Source organism: Halanaerobium hydrogeniformans (assembly GCF_000166415.1).
GTDB lineage: Bacteria > Bacillota > Halanaerobiia > Halanaerobiales > Halanaerobiaceae > Halanaerobium > Halanaerobium hydrogeniformans.
This window is the reverse complement of record NC_014654.1, coordinates 1,148,711-1,167,320: the sequence shown is the minus strand read 5'-3', so window position 1 is coordinate 1,167,320 and position 18,610 is coordinate 1,148,711. Positions and strand designations below refer to the sequence as shown.

Below are 18,610 nucleotides of genomic sequence, written 5' to 3'. Positions count from 1 at the left end.
GTGGTGTTACACAAGGGGAGGATTAGTAAATTTCATCATATTTTTCAAAATACAGTTTTGCATCTTGTTTGCAAACTTCTAGATTTTCATTACAACTATCTGGATCTTTAACACAGTCTTTACAAAAATTTTTATTTTTTTTATAGAGGTCATTGAATTCTTTTACTATATCTTTTAAGTAAACAGATTCTCTTATCCTGCCTAATTCTTTCTTGAAAATTTCGTAAGAAGGTAAATCTATATCCTGCTGTATGTCATTACTGTTTGGGACTTTGCCAATCTCTTCTGCTTTCTGCCTGAATAAATTCATTAATTTTTCTTTATCTATATCATTTGGATTACACCTCCAGATAAATTATTTTTCTATTTGTCAGCAAGCATTAAAATGTCATTTTTTAATTTATCTGGAAGAAAGAGAAGCTCTTTATCTTTTCTGTCTACCTCTTTATAAAGTCTCATAAATTGATTTCTGGCATAACCATTAGTAATATCAGAATGGCAGAGAGTTCTAAATCCACCGAAATGCTCAACCGTATCTTTAACTTTCTTTGGTAAAGAATCCATAGCCTTATGAACTTCATAATATCCATAATTGCGAACAGCATTTAATGCCAGGCTCCATGCTTCTCCTGCAGTTAATTTATCTTCTGGAGCTTTCATAATCATCTCTGCTTCTTTAATCAGTTCTCCAGCAGATGGCGGCCACATTGCATTAGTGATCATAAGTTTCTTCAAAACTTTTATGATCAGAGAATAGTCATAATATTTTAGCAAATCTAACCAGACTTCTATCATCATCTTGTTTTCAGTTTTCGAATCCCTTGGAAACTTAAACCTCCCGGAATAATTATAGTTCATGTAGCTTAGAAGTCGAACAATCTCTTTTCTGTTCATCAATATTATCCTCCTCGGAAGCTTCAATATAAATCTCTTGAAGCATATCCATCTTTTTTTGTGAATCTGAAAGGCTAGAACTTTTCATCTGATTTTCTAATTTTATCACCTGCTTTCTCAACTTTTTTGCCGAAAGAATATTTGTTCTCCAGAATTGATCATGCTGACTAAAATCAATGAGTTGTCTGATCTCATTCCAGCTGTAACCATTCTTTTCTAACTTTTTGCTTCCGACAGGACCAAGCCTGTGAAGTCTATCAATTTCTTTAACCCAGCTTTTAAATAATGAAGATTTATAATTAATATCTGGTACAGAAGCTCTTTTGTTGTTTTGTTTAATTTTAGCTATTAAGTAATTAGTAAGCTCATAAGCTTTTGTTTTATTATTTCTTTTAGATGTTTGTTTTGTTTTTACTAATTCAGTGCTTTTATCTAATTTTAATTTATCATCAACTTCTTTAGTGATTATTTCATTTTGATTTTTGGCGTGGGAACGATTATTCTTTTTTTGAGTTAGAGATTGAGTTTGAGTTAGAGTTAGAGATAGAGCTTGAGGATCACCTATAGTATCATTGAACCTATCAATGATGACATCGGAATGGCATCCTTCTTCCTTTATTTTAGCAGCTATTATTTGCTCAAGATATTTATTATTAAGACATTCTAGAAGCATCTCAGTAAAGGAAGGGCAGTATTCTTTTGTTTTTTCTAGAAAATCAAAGAAAAGATGGGTTGGAGGTAAATTTTCTAATTTATTCAAGGCAGATTTTTGATGATTGGGATTTTTTAAGGTATTATATTTTAAGGCATTAGTTATCATAAATACAGAATAATTGCTGTCATAACATATAAAATCATCTTTGATCAAAACTTTTAATGCTTTATCTATCTCTTCTTTTGATAAACCAAGGTCAGCCATAATATATCCTTTTGCAAGAACAAATAGACCTTCAGTATTTCTGTGATGATTTGTAAGTAGATAAATAGCTATCAATTTCGTGTTGTTATCCCAGCCTTTGCGTGGGTAATCTCGCCAAAAGTTATTCTGCACTTTATTATAATGCATTTATCTCAGCTCCTTTTATAATTTATGTAATTGATGTAAAATATTTACATTTAATTCATTATAACATAAATTGTAAATTAATAAAAGGGCTTTTGGTAATTTTTTCTATAATAAACTAATAACTCCACCAAAAAGGTGGAGTTATTGATTTTCATTTTGCACATACTCATATAATATACTAATTGATATCCAATTATATTTATTTATATTTTTTAAAATTGCTGGATTAATATGTTTTTGTCAAGTGAAATTTGACCCTTTTATTAATTGAAAATTGACCCGGGTAAGCAAAAAATAATATTAATTTTATTGACCCAGCCACTCTTCAGTTTCTTTCATTCGGTAAGAATTACCATTCATATTAATTACATATGATTTGTGGGTCAATCTATCTACCATAGCTGCAGTTAATGCTGGATCATTAAACACCTCATTCCACCTCTCAAATGAGAGATTGGAAGTTATGATAGTAGATTTGCGTTCTGCTCTTAGTGAAAGAAAGGAGAATAAAAGTTCGCTTCCTTTCTGGTCAAAAGAGATGTAGCCCAATTCATCTAAAATTATTAAGTCATATTTTTGGAATTTAGATTCAAAATTAGTTAATCTTCTTTCGCTCTGGGTTTCTTTCAATTGGTTGATAAACTGTGGTACTGTGGCAAAGAAGACTTTATAGCCCTCGTTACAGGCCTTGATACCAAGGCCTATAGACAAATGACTTTTTCCAGTCCCAGGATTTCCTGAGAAAATTATGTTTCTATTTTCTTCAATAAATTTAAGCGACTTTAACTCTTTAAACTTAGCTTGAGCACTCTCAGGTAGATAGTCTACAATTAGGGTATCCAAATATTTTTTGTATGGGAATTTAGCATTTTTAATCCTATTTTTACGGCCATTTTCTTTACGCATATCATATGCATCTCGAAATAGATCTCTTAATAGTTCTTCGTAAGGTGTATTGTTGCGATAAGCTTCAGCCAGTTTTTGATTTAAGTCGTTTCTAATACCAGCAATCTTTAGTTCTTTGATGTAATTTTTAGTTTCCAGTATTATTTCTTTATTCATTACTGGATCACCTCCTGATGATTTTGGAGACTAAACATAGTATCCCATTTTTTTAATAGTTCCAGAGAATTCTCATTTATTTCACTGGAAATTGTAAAATCAGGAGTATTCTCCTTTTGAACTAACACTTTGATATTAGCAGTTGTTACCATTGACTTTTTGTTTTTAGAAAGAGTTTCTATAGCACCCTTAATTTCATCCAGACCTTTCTCACTTACCAGTTCTAAAAGCTCTATGAATTCTTTAGTTTTTCTGGTATAATTATCGTAGTATAATTTATATATCTCTTTGAGGTCTGGTGCCATTTGATGAAAAGCTAGGGATTTTTTCAATGCACCAGGCTTTCTTTTTAGAGTTAGAAGATAATGTTCTATTTCAATACTGCATTTATGAACTTCATATATTCTCTGATGCTTTGCTACCAGCTCATCGTTGTAGTATATTTTTATATAATCTGAGTAAATTCTGCTGTTAACAAATCTTCCAACAAGATGATCAGGTACAGAATATTTATTCTGCTCAAAGGTTACAAAGCTGTATTTATTGACTCTACATTCTTTTTCTCTGCAGGCCTCATATGGAGGTTTTAAAGGCAGTAGATATGGTATTTCCTGCTGCCAGAGCTCATATGGTGATCTGTTATCTAATTCAGCTTTTTTCATTGAGTTAAGCCTTTTTAGTCCTGCAGCAAGATACTCATTTGCTTCTTCTATGGATTCAAAACTTGTTTTCTGGGAGAAGATCCGCCGCCTGACGAAATCAACGCCTTTCTCAACTTTGCCTTTTTCGTTCCCGCGATATGCGTTACAAAAGCGGTATTTAAAGCCATAGTAGAGGGAAAGCTTAACTAGATCCTCAGTAGCTTCTTTTTCAGAAGGACCAACGAATCTTTTTACAGCCTGTTTTAAATTATCATAAACTACTTCATGATATACTCCATTGAAGTTCTTAAATGCTTTAACATGAGCATCTAAAAATGAAGTCATCTTTTTATTAGCATAAAATTTACCATAGTGATGAAAACCAAAACCAGTTGTGAATAGAGCCATATTAAGGGTTTTGTTTTTACCTGCAATTTCTAAATTGGCTTCACCATAGTCGAACTGAAGGGATTCTCCTTCATGATAGAGCTGTTTTATATATGCTTCTTTGGCTGCATTTTCATAGGTGTTTCTGATGTAGTTGCAGACTGTTGAGTAACTAATATCATGACCTTTACCGAGCAGATATTCATGAATATCAATCTTTTTACGCTGCAGCTTACGCATACCTGTTGCTCGCCGTTTTTTGTTTTCTTTAATGCAGTAATCAATATCTTTTTTGATAGCTTCATTCATTTTATATTTATTACGGTTAGAGCTGTCATACTCAGGAGTTTCTACTAGAGATTCAATTAAGGTTAATATTTCATCTCTGGATTTTGCTTTATCCAGATTCTGAAGTTTTTCTTCATGATCTCGGATATATTTGCGGATAGTATTTCTTGAAAATTCTGACTCTCTAGCTATTTTTCTAATTGATTGACCCTCGACAAAATGTTTAATTAGAATATCGGCTTTTTCATTCAATTTTATCACCTTTTTCGATAACGTCAAGAATCTTGTGTAAATAAATCAGTATCGTTCTTTAAATAGTTGATGGAGCTGATCTTTTGCAGCTAAAAATCCTCTCATCTTTCTATCAGACCATTTTGAGTTGTACTCAATAATCTTTAAATAAATTATTTTTTCAGCTGCTTGTACATTAGGCAAACTATTCATAGGCTTTAATCTTTTTTTGATTTCTTTATTGGCTCTTTCAATCCAGTTTGTTGTGTATATGGCTTTATGTATGCTTTCTGGATATTTATAAAATGTTAATAGTTCATCTTTATCTACGTACCAGCTTTGAGTAACTTTAGGATAGATTTTACTCCATTTAAAATCAAATTCTTCTAAAGCTTTTTCTGCAAACTCTCTGCTGGGAGATCTATAGATCTTTTTTAAATCTTTAACGATTTCATCAGTATCTTTTTTTCTAACTTTGACTATTGTATTACGCACTTTATGAACTATACAACGCTGCACATCCGCTTTAGGGAATACTTTTAGAAAAGAATCTTTAAGTCCTGGGAGTCCATCTATAACACCTAGTAGGACTTCCTGGACTCCGCGTTCTTTTAAATTACTTAGTACTTCTTCCCATAAAGCAGCAGATTCAGTTGCACCAATGTAGAAATCAAGTATTTCACGATAGCCGTCTTCATTGATACCAATGATAATATATACAGATTCATTTGCAACAGTATCTCGTCTGACTTTTATGCTCATGCCATCAATAAAAATAACGCTGTACCGTTTTTGAAGTGGTCTTTCTTTCCACTTTTTAACCTCTTCAAGAGCAACATTAGTTAGATTACTAATAGTAGTAGGGCTATATTTTTGTCCATACATCTGCTCTATCCAATCAGCTACATAGCGGGTGGAAAGGCCATTAGCATACATGTTTATTATAGCTTCTTCAAGCCAGTTATCATAGCGTTTATATGGTTGGAATAGTTCAGTTTGGAATTCACCATTTCTATCTCTAGGAACATTTAAGCCTTTAATACTGCCAAACTGAGTTAAGAAATCACGAAGATAAGATCCATTACGACTATTGCCAGAGTTTCTACCTGAGTATTCATGTTTTTCATAGTTTAGAAATTCAGTTAATTCAGCCTTGAGGAAATTCTCGAGAAAATTTTTGATGAGTTCAATGATTAAATCGTGAAATTCAACTTGACCATCACTGTTTTTTTCGGGTATACTGTTCATGAGGAGTCCTCCTTTGGGTTGAGTTTATTTCGCTAATAAATATTTCAACCATTCAAAGAAGGATTCCTCTTTTTTTATTGAAAAAAATCTATTTACACAACTTATTGTACACTACTCCTTTTTCACCTGCCCATAATTTTTATTTTATTATGGACAGTTTATATTATCTATTTAAACGGGTCAATTTTAAATTATTATCCTGGGTCACTTTTAGATTATCATATACAATTAATAATAGAAAGAATCAACAAACTCCTGATATATATCATTAATTTGTTCATCATTAAAACCTATTTTTGATAGCTTTTCTTGAAGTTTCTTTTTTACTATTGATTTATCACAGTCGAAAAAACATAATCCATAGTTAGTAAGATCCTGCTCCTCCTTTTCAAAATATAAACTAATATCCTCTTCAAAAGTGCCTTCCCATACTTCAACAGCTTGAGTCATTCCATCAAAGCCTACAAAAACTTTTTTATTTCCTTCTATTAAAAAGTTTTTGAAACTACCAAAATTCCCTGGACAACCAGGTAACATTTTACTTTTCCAATCATTTTTTCCCATAATAAACAACTCCTTTTTTTATATTTATTATATTTAAGTTCTATTATTAAACAAAATTTCCTGCTAGCTGCTTAAAATATATAGTATTCAGCAGTAAAAAAATACCTCCAAGTAGATAGTCTATTTTAATTAATTAGACCGTCTACTTTGAAAGTATAATATCAAAAAAAAGTGAAGTTATTGATTGTAAGATTCGAGATGTTATTGTTATCTCTCATAATAAATATTTTAGGGTGAATTATGTTCAAACTTTGAAAATACTAAATTATATATTTTTTAGCTGTTTTAATACTATTGTGAATGTCAAAGCGCTACTTTTATTATTCATTTCCAGTTTTAAATTATCATTTACTTGTCTAAAATAATCCTATTCATCTATTGAGTATAACCTTGCTGCTCTCTCTAATAGATACATATATAGGAACTGCCACTAAAGCTCCTAAAATGCCAAATAGAAGGGTAGCAATCACAATACTAAAAATAATGGCGATAGGATGAGTATTTAACATTCCTCCCTGAAGAATAGGCCGAACAACATTATTTTCAAAGAGCTGGACAATAGTCATCAAAACTGCCACCTGAATAAGCATTACCCAGCTAGTTGTTAAGGCAATAAAGACTGCTGGGGAAACTCCAATAGCTGGACCTATAACAGGTATTATTGAGGCTATTGCTAAAATAAAGGATAGGCCCAGGGCATTGGGCATGCCGATAAATGTATAACCAATAAACATAATAGTACCTGAGATTGCTCCAACTAAGAGCTGGCTGGGCATATAAACTCCAAAGATACGATCTATTTTTTTAAAAATAACTTTAACTGTTTCCTGATTATCTTTTGGAACTAATTTAATTAGTTTTTCAAATAAAAGCTTATCATCTTTAAGAAAATAAATTACTATAAATGGAGTTAAAAAGACAATTGTAAACATTTGGGCCAGCGAATCAAAGATACCTACAAAATCATAATCTGTTAGCCGATTGCCGACATTTCTGGCAAATTGGATTAATCTGCTCTCTATATCTAATTCTTCTAAAAAGCCAATCTCTTCTATATCACTAATTAACTCACTAATCCGGATTGCAATATTTTCGTAATCACTTAAGAACCTGATTAACCTCTGAATCTCAGTATAGATAATATTACCGGCAAAATATGTTATAAATGATATCAGGATTAACAGTGCAGTAATTGTAAGCAGAATCGATAAATTTTTATATTTGATATATTTATGCAAAAAGCGTACTAAAGGCCTCAAAAGATAATAAATAAATATTCCCAACAATGAAGGAATAATAACTAATTGAAAAACTCCCTTTAAAAAATTAATTAACTGGGGAAGCTGGGTTATTATGAAAAATATTAACAAAAGCATTATAATAGCTGCAGTAAATTTGAAAAAACGATTCTGAAACATTTTTAATCACCCCACAATATTTTTTTTAATTTCTATATATAACTGCACCACCAGGACTGAAATTAATCACCATAAATTTTAAGAACTATTACATTAAAATTTCTCTAATTATAAATCTAATTTCTTCTTTTAACTCTGATATAAAGTTTCCATAATCACTCTGAGGGCCCATCACAAATTTGCTGAAGTTATAATGATAAATCGAATAACATATATTGGTAAATTTATATAGATCTACATCAGAAACTATAACCTTTTTATCTTTTAGCTCAAACAAAAATTCTCTCACTTCTTTTATAATTTTCTGATCGATCTTATCTAATTCTTTAAAAATATTTTCATTTTCATGCTTGTATTTAAGCTGTAAAGAAAATCCCTCTCGAAGCAGGGATTTATCCAATTTTTTAACTATTGACAAATGATGTTCTAAAAAATTAATTATTTCTTCTACCAAATCTTCTGGCTTACCAGGCTTAATATCATTAAACTGATAACTTTTCTGTGGGAAATATTCAGCAAAAATAGTAACTAAGATTTCTCCTTTAGAGTCAAAGTAGTTATAGATTGTACCCTCTGCAATTCCCGACTGGGCCGCAATTTCTGAAACAGTAGTTTGTTGATAACCTCTATCCGAAAAAAGATGCCTGGCATACTTTAATATCTGTTCTCTAGTTTCTTGCTTTCTTTTATTTCTTAAACTCATAATAATTATTCCTCCTAAACATATTATTATGTATAATATGAGTATATTCATTTAATGAGTACACTCATATTTTAACAAAAAAATACACTTCTGTCAAAGATATTAGAATTTATTTAGGGTAGATTTTTGATTATTAGTTTTTTCAAGGTATTATAATTCACGGCATTAGTTATCATACATACAAAATAATTAAGGTCTTTTGTGATTTTTTCTTTCCATAAAAAAACACCTCCAAGTAGACAGTCTATTTTAATTAATTAGACTGTGGATCGGGTATAATTAATTAAACAGTTTTTTCTCGGACATGATATAATAAGATAATAACAAACTAAAATGGAGGAAAATATCATGCCTACAAAATATCCTGAAGAAATCAAAAGAAAAGTTGTTGCTCTGGCCAATAATGGTAAAAATCAAACTGAAATACTCAATGAATATGGAATGGCAAGGTCCACACTTCATAAATGGATAAAAGACTATAATAACTCAGGTTCATTCAGCGCTAAAGATAATAGATCTGATAAAGAAAAAGAATTAATTAAATTACAAAAAGAAAACAAGCAGTTAAAAATGGAGAATGATATTTTAAAGTCAAGCGGCGCTGATAATGGGACGAAAGTAGCAGTTATTAAGGCAAACAGGGATAAATACAGTATTAGCGCCATGTGCAGAGCACTCAATATATCAAGGGGTATGATCTATTATACCCCTAAAGAAAAACAGGTTGATGTTGAACTAGAAAGCGAAGTGATTTCCATTTACAAAGCAAGTAGAAATCACTATGGAACCAGAAAAATCAAAAGAGAATTAGCTAAAAAAGGTTATCAGGTGTCCAAGCGAAGAATAGGTAAAATAATGAAAAAATATAATCTAGTTTCTACTTATACTAAAAAACAATACAAAGTTCATTCTCCAAGCTGTAATGAAGATAAAATTGCCAATATTGTAAACAGAGAATTTAACAAAGAAGAAGCTCTAGACGTTGTTGTCAGTGATTTAACCTATGTTAATGTAAAAGGAAAATGGAACTATGTCTGTCTGATCATAGATCTCTTCAACCGTGAATTTGTTGGTTATGCAGCAGGTAAAAAGAAAAATGCCGAATTAGTAACTGAGGCTTTTAAAAGTATTAAAAGACCACTAAATCAAATTAATATTTTACATACTGATAGAGGTAATGAATTCAAAAATAAAGCTATCGATGATATTTTAGTCAGGTTTGATATTGAGCGTTCTTTAAGCAATAAAGGATGCCCATATGATAATGCAGTGGCAGAAGCAGCCTTTAAAGTAGTTAAGACTGAATTTGCTTATGACAGAATATTTAACAGCTTTGAAGAGCTGGAATATGAGCTATTTGACTATGTTAACTGGTATAATAACCACAGAATCCACGGGTCGTTAGATTACCTAACACCTGTTGAATATAGATATTTAATGTTCGATAAAAAATTGTTGTAAAAAGTATTGACAATCCACTGTCTACTTTGGAAGTATCATATCAAAAAAGTGGAGTTATCATTATAATATGAAATTGTTTAGTACTTTTAATTTCAGTTGCTCTGATTTGAATTTACTTCCAAGAGCTAGGTACCGATATATCTGCTTTATTTTCAGCAAAAACTACCAATTTAGAATCCTTAATTTCTTTATTATCAACAAGGCTCCATTCTACTTCTTTTCTACTGCTGTTTACAAGAGCAGTTTTACCTCCTTTAATCTTAACAAATCCTTTTATCCGGTATATATTATTTTTAATTTGATTTAAAAAAAATTCTAATTCCTGCTCTTTAATTTCTTTTTCAAATTTTAATAAAAAATTCTCAGGTATAATATTTTCCGAAGATAAATTATCATCTAATCTAACTGACTTTAAATCATTTATATTAGATAAATTCTCTAATAAATTAATATCTATTTTTGCAAAAGATGTTTCTACTATCTTAGCATGCTCATTAATCATTTTTATATTAACTACTGCATTTTCTATATCTTTAGCATCTACAAGATCAGTCTTATTTATCAATATAAGATCACTATAGGCAATCTGTTCTTTAACAGAATTGACTGATTTTAGCAAATTATTAATGTTTAAAGCATCTACAATACAAATCATACCTGAATAATTAAAACTTTGTTCTGTTAAAGTGTTTAAACTATCCAAAATTTTATCTAAACTGATCGGCCTTGACATACCTGAGCTCTCTACAAAAATATAATCTAAGTCTAAATCCTGGTATTTTGCAAGTGTATTAATAAAAGAGCCAGATAAACAACTGCAAAATATTGAACCATTATTTATCTCACTTATTTCAGAATCACCTTCCATATTAATTAGCTCTGCATCAACATTTATCTCGCCAAATTCATTTATTATTAACCCTATTTTTTTTAAGCGAAGGCTGTTTAAAATATTATTTAAAAATGTAGTTTTCCCAGACCCTAAAAATCCTGTGATAATTATTAATGGTATCGGCTTAGAATTTGGATTTATTTTTTTTACTGGCATTTTTTAATTGCCTCCACAAGCTCTTCTTTGTTGGGAACTATAGAAGAAAACTCAAGTTGACCATTTATATAAATACTGGGTAACTGTTTAACGCCGACTTTCGTAATTCTAGCTATGTTTTCTTTGCTGTTATATTTATATTCTACAACATCAATATCTTTTATATATTCTTCTTTAACATCCATTGCTGCTTCCTTCATATATGTACAGGCTGCACAAGTTGCAGAATCAAGAGTAAATACTTCTATCAATGGTCGATCTAAATTTTCATAATCAGGTAATTCTACAGCATCCGTGTTAATCTCTTCTGCTTGATAGTTCTTAACCATTTCTCTTACCTGTTCTGGCTCATGTACTGCTTGTTCAACAGCAATTGAGTTTTCTATTGGAACATCATAAGGCATATCACAACCTGGAGACAAAATAAGATTTTCTTTGCTAACCTTATCAAGGGTATCAATTACCCATTTCATATTATCCTGCTGATTTCCTAAAAGCATAACAGTTGTTAATGGAATATTACCTCCAAGAACTATATCATACTTATCTGTAATTTCTTTTGCTTTTTCCAATGGAATGTTTTCATCAATAGAAATATTATCAGGTTCTGTTTGACACATAGGCTCTATATTTGCTGTTGCATCACCACAGACAAAAAATGAAGCAAAAATATCCTGATCTTTAATCTCTGCAAATAATTCAGTATAGGGTTCCTTTAAAAATTGATTAAAGTGAGCTGGAGAAATCTGAGAAACCATAGGGTCAACAGCAGCAACAATATCGACTCCATTTTTTATATAATATGATGCCATTTTTTTTGCAATTTTATTTGTATAGCCAAGCAGATCTTTAACATACCCTGGATTAGTGATCATATCCATAAATAAATTTGTACCTCGCAAATGTGATGCAAGAGTAAAAGGACCACAGATCAAACCATATAAAGCAGTGTGATCTCCAACAGCCTCTTTCATTTTTCTAGTAACCTCCATAGCCATTGGTATTCTTGCCTCATCTTTTTGTGGTATCTTTGTAGGAATTTCATCTGTATCTTTGAGTGGATGATTTTTCACTGTAGGAGGTGAATCTTCTTCCCACATTAACTCACAACCCAGGGCTTCTGCTTCCACTTGAAGATCGAATAATATGGGTTGCCCATCCGGTTGATATATCTTATTAACCTCCAACAAAGATTCAAATAATTTCTCTTCATCTTCCAGTACTTCTCTTGCTGTATAATTTTTTAGTTTTCCTGCATGAACTCCTGCAAAAGGAACCCAGGGCAGTCTATCACCTTTACCAGATTCAAAAACTTGAAATATTAGTTCTTTACCATTCATTAAATTTACACTTCCCTAGTGCTACAGATTTTTTTAGTATTTTGATATCTTTCTTCAAATAAATTAGGATTATATTTTGCACATCTAGTTATGCAATTTTCTCGTGGACACAACTGACAGTTTTCATAGTCATTATTATCAGAAAACCTTATCCCAGTTATAGTCTTTGGTGGAAAAATCAGCATAGACTTTGTTAACTCAATTTTCATTTCAGAAGGTATATCAGAAAATTGTTCAAAAAGCTGTTGCTGTTCTTCAATTGGCCAGTCTTTAAGAGATCCTGGATTCATTTCAGAAGATTTTTCCAAGTTATTGATCTTATCTATAAAACCACAGATATCACTAACTGCATTTCTTAATATCTCCTCTTGAATAGAATCAGCCCAATAATCTGCAAGTATTTCTGTATATTTTTCAGCCCAATTTTGAAGTTCTATTCCAGCTGTAGTTATATATGGAAAAACCTTTTTCACTTCAGTTAAGTTAACACTTAAAATTCGACTTTTATATTTTATTCCGTCAATAACAACAAATTCTTCTCCTTGCATTTCCACTGTTGCTGTTTTAAAAAGAGATTTAGGAACAGCTATTTTTAAAGCCTCTTCTAACATCAAATTAAATTCTTTAAACTGATTTTCTCTTAAATAAAGTTGCTTTTTTAATTTTTCTTTATCTGCCCTTGGCACTAATTTTTTAAACACTCTCAACCCCCCCATTATTTATTATAACTTCTACTTTGCACTTCGGTATAAACTGGAAAATTTTTAATGTTATTTAAATCATATTAAAAAGCATATTATCCATAAAATATTTTTGGAATAATTTGATTTTTGATAATTCTACATACTCAATTTTAGTTGAAGTTTCTGATGCTTCATTTGCTTTATCTAGATTAAGCAAATAAATTTTTGCTCCTAATCCTGCTCCATTACCCATTTTAACTGCATTTGCTGTCAACATATTAGGAATAAGACCTACTTTTTTTGCGTTTTCAATATTGATATAATTTCCAAATCCACCTGCAAGATATAATCTCTCAATATCAGAAGTTTGGATACCTGCTTTTTTAATTAAAATCTCTATTCCAGCTGCAACAGCACCCTTAGCAAGCTGAAATTCTCTTATATCCTTTTGAGTAAGTATTAAAGCTTCAGAATTTGCTGTTTCTTCAGAATCTACAACTATAAAGGCAGGTTTTCCTTTGTATTGAAGTAATCTTTTCTGTTTAGGCTTTGAAAGATTTTCTTTTTTATTAAAAGCACCATTTTTATCAATATAATTTTTTTCCAGCAAATAACAAACAATATCAAGTAGGCCTGAACCACAGATTCCATGTGGGGGCTGATCAGCAATGGTATGATATCCATTTTCATCAAAAGCAGCAACAGCTCCAGGAACTCCAGCAGAACCATATCTAATCCCTGCACCTTCAAAAGCAGGTCCTGCTGCTGCAGAACATGCATAAATCTTATCATCTTTAAACAAAACTATTTCGCCATTTGTACCAATATCAATTAGTAAACTGTATCTGTAATTTTCATAATCAGTAGCTGTAATATCAGCGACAATATCAGCTCCAATATAACTGGAAATAGAAGGATGCAACTTTATTACTGCATTTTTATTGATATTAAGATCTAAATCACCAGGGTCTAAGTTTAATTCCTCTGTAAATACTGGAATATAGGGAGATTTAGCCATTTTTTCTGCTGAAACACCTAATAAAAAGTGGAGCATTATAGTGTTACCAACAATACTTATTTGATAAATATTATTTTTTTTAATATTATTTTTTTTAAGTATTTTATCAATTGCTGTATTTAACCCATTGATTATTTTCTGCTGCAAATTTTTTAGGCCTTCTTTATTTTTTTGAGTATAATTTATTCGAGAAATTACATCTGCTCCCTGTTCTTTTTGAGGATTAGCAAATGAAATCACATCTACTTCTTTACCAGACAAAAGATTAACCAAATACATTACCACTGTTGTAGTACCAATATCTAATGCAAATCCATATACACCTGAAGTATGATCAACTCTTTGAAAATCTATTATCTCTCCCTGATTTACAACTGCTGCAGTTTTTCTTTCTGTTGATAAATTAGGTAATTTATTTAATAAGTTAATCTTAATACAATTAAACCAGGTATTATTTTCTTTTAAAATTGTTAATAAATCAGTTTGTTTTTCTATGGAAGAATTAACTGGATTTATAATTTTTCTTTTAATAGAAGGATTTAACTCTATATCAACTTCCGAACTTTTTGTTAATATATTTATTTTATTATATTCAGGAAGACTAATTTTAAGGTATCCATTAATTTTATGGCAGCAAGCAAGTCTTATATCTTTGTTAATTTCTTTTCTGCTAAGCATATCTATTTCAGCATCAGTAAGCTTCAAATCACCTTCTAATACTTTGATTTTACACTGCCCACAGCTTTGATTACCACCACAGATAGAGGGCAGGCTGTAATGATGAGAGTGAAGTGTTTCTAATAAATTATCCGGCTGTCTAACTGCTATGATACTTTCTTTTTTTGATGATAAAATTTTCAGCTGATATACCAAAATAGCACCTCCTAGAATAAAATTATTCTATATGATAATTAAAAAACATATCTTTAGTCTTTTTATTTATAATATTTTATGAAACTCTCGTAACCTTTTCTTTTGCAATAGTGGCTGCAGTGGCAGCATCTTTTGCATAAAAATCAGCTCCAATTTCTAAACAGTACTTCTCAGAAATAGGGGCACCACCAATCATAACTATAACTTTATCTCTAACTCCCTCTGCTTCTAATTTCTCTACAATTTCCTTCATAACAGGTTTTGTTGTTGTCAATAAAGCTGAAAGACCTATAATATCTGGTTTATGTGTAACTAAAGCATCAACAAACTCCTATGCAGAAACATCCGTTCCTAAATCTATTACTTCAAAACCATTTCCCTGAAGCATCATTTTGACTAGATTTTTACCTATATCATGCAAATCTCCTTTAACAGTACCAAGAACAACCTTGCCAATATCCTCCACACCTGTTTCTATTAACTTTGGTTTTAGTATTTTCATGCCAGCGTTCATTGCTCTAGCAGCAATCAGTACTTCAGGTACAAAAACTTCATTCTTTTTGAACTTCTCACCAATAATTCCCATACCGTCCATTAAGCCATCATATAAAATAGCATACGGTTCAATTCCTTCTCTTAAACCTTGGTTGACTAGCTCAGTTACTTTGGCAACATTACCTGCCTGTATTGATGTTGATAATTTATCTAATATGCTCATTACTATATTTCCCCTCTCAAATCAATTTTATAAATTAAAATTTTTATTTTTTATAAAGAAGCCCCATAATAGTGAGCAGCCTGAGGCTTCTTTAACATTATAATATTTTGAATATATTCTTATAATAATTTAAACTCTATGACAATTTAATCACTGATTTCTAATTTAATTAATACAGAGGATATCTTCCGTACTTCTTAACAGTATCACACATTTTAACGATATTTTCTGCCTTGCAGTCTTCAGGTACATTATGGGCTGGTGATAGAATATAACCTCCACCAGGCCCAAGATCATTTATTTTTTCTTTAACAAATTCTTCTACTTCGCTAGGAGTGTAATTAGGCAGAACTTCCTGAATACCAATTGCTCCATGGAAAGTTAATCTATCACCAAAATCTTCTTTCATTTTTTTAGTATCCATACCTTTTGCCATAGGTTGAATTGGATTAAGAATGTCTACCCCACAATCTATTAGATCTTCAATAATTGGATAGATAGCACCACAAGAATGTAACATAATCTTCCCATTTGGATTATATTTATGAAATTCATTTTTGGTTTTTTTGATAAATTCTTTTAGTCTAGGAAACCATATTTCTCTTAATTTATCAGGTGGATAAAGAAGTGAGTTTTGGGTTCCCATATCTTCTCCACCAAGTCTTAAAATATCAATATATTCTCCGGCTTCTCTTAAACAATTCTTATTAATTTTAAATTGTATATCCATTACTATATCAAGTAGCTTCTCCACAAATTTCTGATTGATCATATAATCAACTAACCACTGCTCAAAACCTCGAAAAGCAGTAGCCCCTTCATTAACATTACCACCAAAACGTGCTAGAATTGCATAGTCAGTATCTTCATGAATCCTCTTAGCCTTTGTCCTTAATCCCTCTACTCTACCCGGATCATCTGGATCAGGCCATTGATAATCATCAAGATCATCAATATCAGCATCTGCCAGAGGCGATTTTACTATCTCATTATAATAGCTTTCACCATGTGATACCTTTTTGCGCCTAACACCCCACTCATCATCTACTGAACCATCTGGATAAACTGTTGGACTCCAATTATTTGGTTTGCCGGGACCTAAGTGAACAATATCAACACCCAGTCTATCCATAACCTTTGGATGCATTTCTACATTAGTCCATTTGCCAGGATTGAGCTCTTCTTCAATGTCAAATCCTAAATACTCTTTTAAATTTTTATATGTTTCAAGTAGCGGCACTATATCAATAGGTATTCTATCAGGTTCTTTATGCTCTAAAGTTTTCTGAACCCTTTCTCTCGAAGTCATTTCATTCATTTTCCCATCTCCTTCAACTAACTTTTATTTAAATTTAGAATCTTTTTTATATTAATTAATCTGAAAGTTATATAAATCTTCTTTAATTCATGATATCTGACATTTTCTCGTAAGAATTTCCATCAGCTAAACTATTATAAATATTTTTATACAATTTAAATATTTTATTATAATGTTCATGAATTTCTTCATCAGGCTCAAATACGCCTTCAGTTCTTACCATGCTTTCTACTGCACTTTCTATATCGTCAAATAATTCTGCACCAACTGCTCCTAATAAAGCAGCACCAAGAACAGTCGCTTCACCAACAACTAATGGAACAACAGGCTTACCATAAATATTGGCCTGCATTTGATTCCAGATATTTGATTTAGTTGCTCCACCAGTAATCCTAATCTCTTTTAGATCTAAATTTAAATCTTCAAAGGATTCTAATATCTGTCTAGTTTCCATCGATACACCTTCCATAATTGCTCTAGCGATGGAATTTCTGGTGTGAGATAATGTCAGACCAAACAAAACACCTTTAGCAATTGGATTCCAGATAGGAGCACCTGCACCAGCTAAATGAGGTAAAAAGATAAGTCCATCTGAACCAGCTGGAACTTTGTCAATCTCAATATTAATGAACTCATATGGATCCATATCTACTCTTTCAGCCATAAGTTTTTCTAAATCTGCAAAATTGTCTCTATACCATTTCAGTGAGGCTCCAGCAGCCATCTGCAGTCCTTCATATTCCCATTTACCAGGTACTGCATGAGCAGAACAGGGCATAACTCCATCTGGATCTTTATTGGGCTCATTCATAAAGCAGAGACTAACCCCAGCAGTTCCTAAGGTAACTTCTGCCAGACCTTCTTTAATTACTCCTGCACCAACTCCTGCACACTGCTGATCTCCACCACCAGTAACCAGAATAGTTCCTTCAGCCAAACCTGTTAATATAGAAGCTTTTTTATCAATTTTCCCAACTTTTTTGGCAGACGGTACTAATTCAGGTAACTTATCTATTGAAATATTAGTGGCTTCTAAAAGTTCAGTGCTCCATTCAAATTCTTCAATATCCATGAGACCATAAAGTGATCCATTTGACCAATCTTCTGGATAAGATTTCGCCCCCAATCTATGTAAAATATATTCTTGAGTTAACAGGAATTTATCCGTCTTATCATATATATCTTTTTCATTATTTATAATCCACATAATAGCAGGTAATGCCCAAGTTGTATCTACAGGTAGTCCTGTTATATTGTAATATCTATCCGCTCCAAATTCTTCCCTTATCCAATCACATTCTTTAGTTGGACGCCTATCTTGCCAGGAAATTGCTTTACGTATAGGTTTACAATCACTATCAACCGGAACCATAGTACATCTCTGTGTTGAAAGCCCAACAGAAATTATATCTTTATTTTCAACTCCCGAGTTCTGTACAGCAGACTTTACAGCATTACAGAGTTCATTAAAGAGCACATCTGCATCTTGATCTACCCAACCTGGATTAGGATATTCACATTTATATTCACGATAAGCACTACCTACTACATTACCTTCCAAATCAAATATCATGGCCTTTGTTCCAGTTGTCCCATTATCAATTCCACATACATATTTTTTCCCCATATTATCTGCACTCCTTCTATTT

General features: G+C 31.4%; 16 protein-coding genes and 1 pseudogene. 1 reads left to right on the top strand and 16 read right to left on the bottom strand.

The features are described from left to right. Positions 1-22 precede the first annotated feature (22 nt). The 9 genes from HALSA_RS05245 to HALSA_RS12405 form a co-directional block, all read right to left on the bottom strand. Positions 23-310, bottom strand: coding sequence for a hypothetical protein (locus tag HALSA_RS05245; protein WP_013405564.1), 288 nt, complete (start codon positions 308-310; stop codon positions 23-25). 53 nt (positions 311-363) lie between these two features. Then, on the bottom strand, positions 364-894 hold the full coding sequence (locus HALSA_RS05240; RefSeq protein ID WP_013405563.1) for a replicative helicase loader/inhibitor: 531 nt from the start codon (positions 892-894) through the stop codon (positions 364-366). Then, entirely contained in the window at positions 848-1,960 is a 1,113-nt protein-coding gene (locus tag HALSA_RS05235; RefSeq protein ID WP_013405562.1) for a hypothetical protein, read from the bottom strand. The genes HALSA_RS05240 and HALSA_RS05235 overlap by 47 nt, the downstream gene beginning before the upstream one ends. A 306-nt stretch (positions 1,961-2,266) precedes the next feature. Continuing rightward, on the bottom strand, positions 2,267-3,022 hold the full coding sequence (gene istB / locus HALSA_RS05230) for an IS21-like element helper ATPase IstB (RefSeq protein ID WP_013405162.1): 756 nt from the start codon (positions 3,020-3,022) through the stop codon (positions 2,267-2,269). After that, positions 3,022-4,599 (bottom strand): IS21 family transposase, encoded by a 1,578-nt coding sequence (gene istA / locus HALSA_RS05225; RefSeq protein WP_013405161.1) that lies wholly within the window; start codon positions 4,597-4,599, stop codon positions 3,022-3,024. The genes istB and istA overlap by 1 nt, the downstream gene beginning before the upstream one ends. A gap of 36 nt (positions 4,600-4,635) precedes the next feature. Continuing rightward, complete coding sequence (locus tag HALSA_RS05220; protein ID WP_013404695.1) at positions 4,636-5,817, bottom strand: IS256 family transposase; 1,182 nt, start codon at positions 5,815-5,817, stop codon at positions 4,636-4,638. Positions 5,818-6,045: 228 nt separating this feature from the next. Then, on the bottom strand, positions 6,046-6,381 hold the full coding sequence (locus tag HALSA_RS05215) for a hypothetical protein (RefSeq protein WP_013405560.1): 336 nt from the start codon (positions 6,379-6,381) through the stop codon (positions 6,046-6,048). A 371-nt stretch (positions 6,382-6,752) separates the two neighbouring features. Further along, positions 6,753-7,799: an AI-2E family transporter gene (locus HALSA_RS05210; RefSeq protein WP_013405559.1), complete on the bottom strand. Its 1,047-nt coding sequence runs from the start codon at positions 7,797-7,799 to the stop codon at positions 6,753-6,755. A gap of 88 nt (positions 7,800-7,887) precedes the next feature. Continuing rightward, positions 7,888-8,502, bottom strand: coding sequence for a TetR/AcrR family transcriptional regulator (locus tag HALSA_RS12405; protein ID WP_013405558.1), 615 nt, complete (start codon positions 8,500-8,502; stop codon positions 7,888-7,890). Between the two features lie 333 nt (positions 8,503-8,835). Between HALSA_RS12405 and HALSA_RS05200 the strand changes: the two genes are divergently transcribed. Beyond that, positions 8,836-9,963 (top strand): IS3-like element ISHahy2 family transposase, encoded by a 1,128-nt coding sequence (locus HALSA_RS05200; RefSeq protein ID WP_083789307.1) that lies wholly within the window; start codon positions 8,836-8,838, stop codon positions 9,961-9,963. A 112-nt stretch (positions 9,964-10,075) separates the two neighbouring features. Here HALSA_RS05200 and HALSA_RS05195 read toward each other — a convergent pair whose 3' ends face one another. The 7 genes and pseudogenes from HALSA_RS05195 to HALSA_RS05165 all read right to left on the bottom strand — a co-directional run bounded on the left by HALSA_RS05195 (position 10,076) and on the right by HALSA_RS05165 (position 18,588). Then, positions 10,076-11,011 carry a CobW family GTP-binding protein gene (locus HALSA_RS05195; RefSeq protein WP_013405556.1) on the bottom strand — a complete coding sequence of 312 codons (936 nt, stop codon included), beginning with the start codon at positions 11,009-11,011 and terminating at the stop codon, positions 10,076-10,078. Then, complete coding sequence (locus tag HALSA_RS05190; RefSeq protein ID WP_013405555.1) at positions 11,002-12,351, bottom strand: uroporphyrinogen decarboxylase family protein; 1,350 nt, start codon at positions 12,349-12,351, stop codon at positions 11,002-11,004. Before HALSA_RS05190 ends, HALSA_RS05195 begins: the two co-directional genes overlap by 10 nt. A 5-nt stretch (positions 12,352-12,356) precedes the next feature. Beyond that, positions 12,357-13,052 carry a hypothetical protein gene (locus tag HALSA_RS05185; RefSeq protein ID WP_013405554.1) on the bottom strand — a complete coding sequence of 232 codons (696 nt, stop codon included), beginning with the start codon at positions 13,050-13,052 and terminating at the stop codon, positions 12,357-12,359. A 73-nt stretch (positions 13,053-13,125) separates the two neighbouring features. Continuing rightward, entirely contained in the window at positions 13,126-14,925 is a 1,800-nt protein-coding gene (locus HALSA_RS05180; RefSeq protein WP_049773852.1) for an ASKHA domain-containing protein, read from the bottom strand. A 76-nt stretch (positions 14,926-15,001) separates the two neighbouring features. Further along, positions 15,002-15,643 (bottom strand): annotated as a pseudogene (locus HALSA_RS05175) (corrinoid protein). Positions 15,644-15,812: 169 nt separating this feature from the next. Next, positions 15,813-16,961 carry a uroporphyrinogen decarboxylase family protein gene (locus HALSA_RS05170; RefSeq protein WP_013405553.1) on the bottom strand — a complete coding sequence of 383 codons (1,149 nt, stop codon included), beginning with the start codon at positions 16,959-16,961 and terminating at the stop codon, positions 15,813-15,815. 82 nt (positions 16,962-17,043) lie between these two features. Continuing rightward, the gene (locus HALSA_RS05165; protein WP_013405552.1) at positions 17,044-18,588 is read right to left on the bottom strand and encodes an FGGY-family carbohydrate kinase; all 1,545 of its coding nucleotides are present in this window, start codon (positions 18,586-18,588) and stop codon (positions 17,044-17,046) included. Positions 18,589-18,610: the final 22 nt, after the last annotated feature.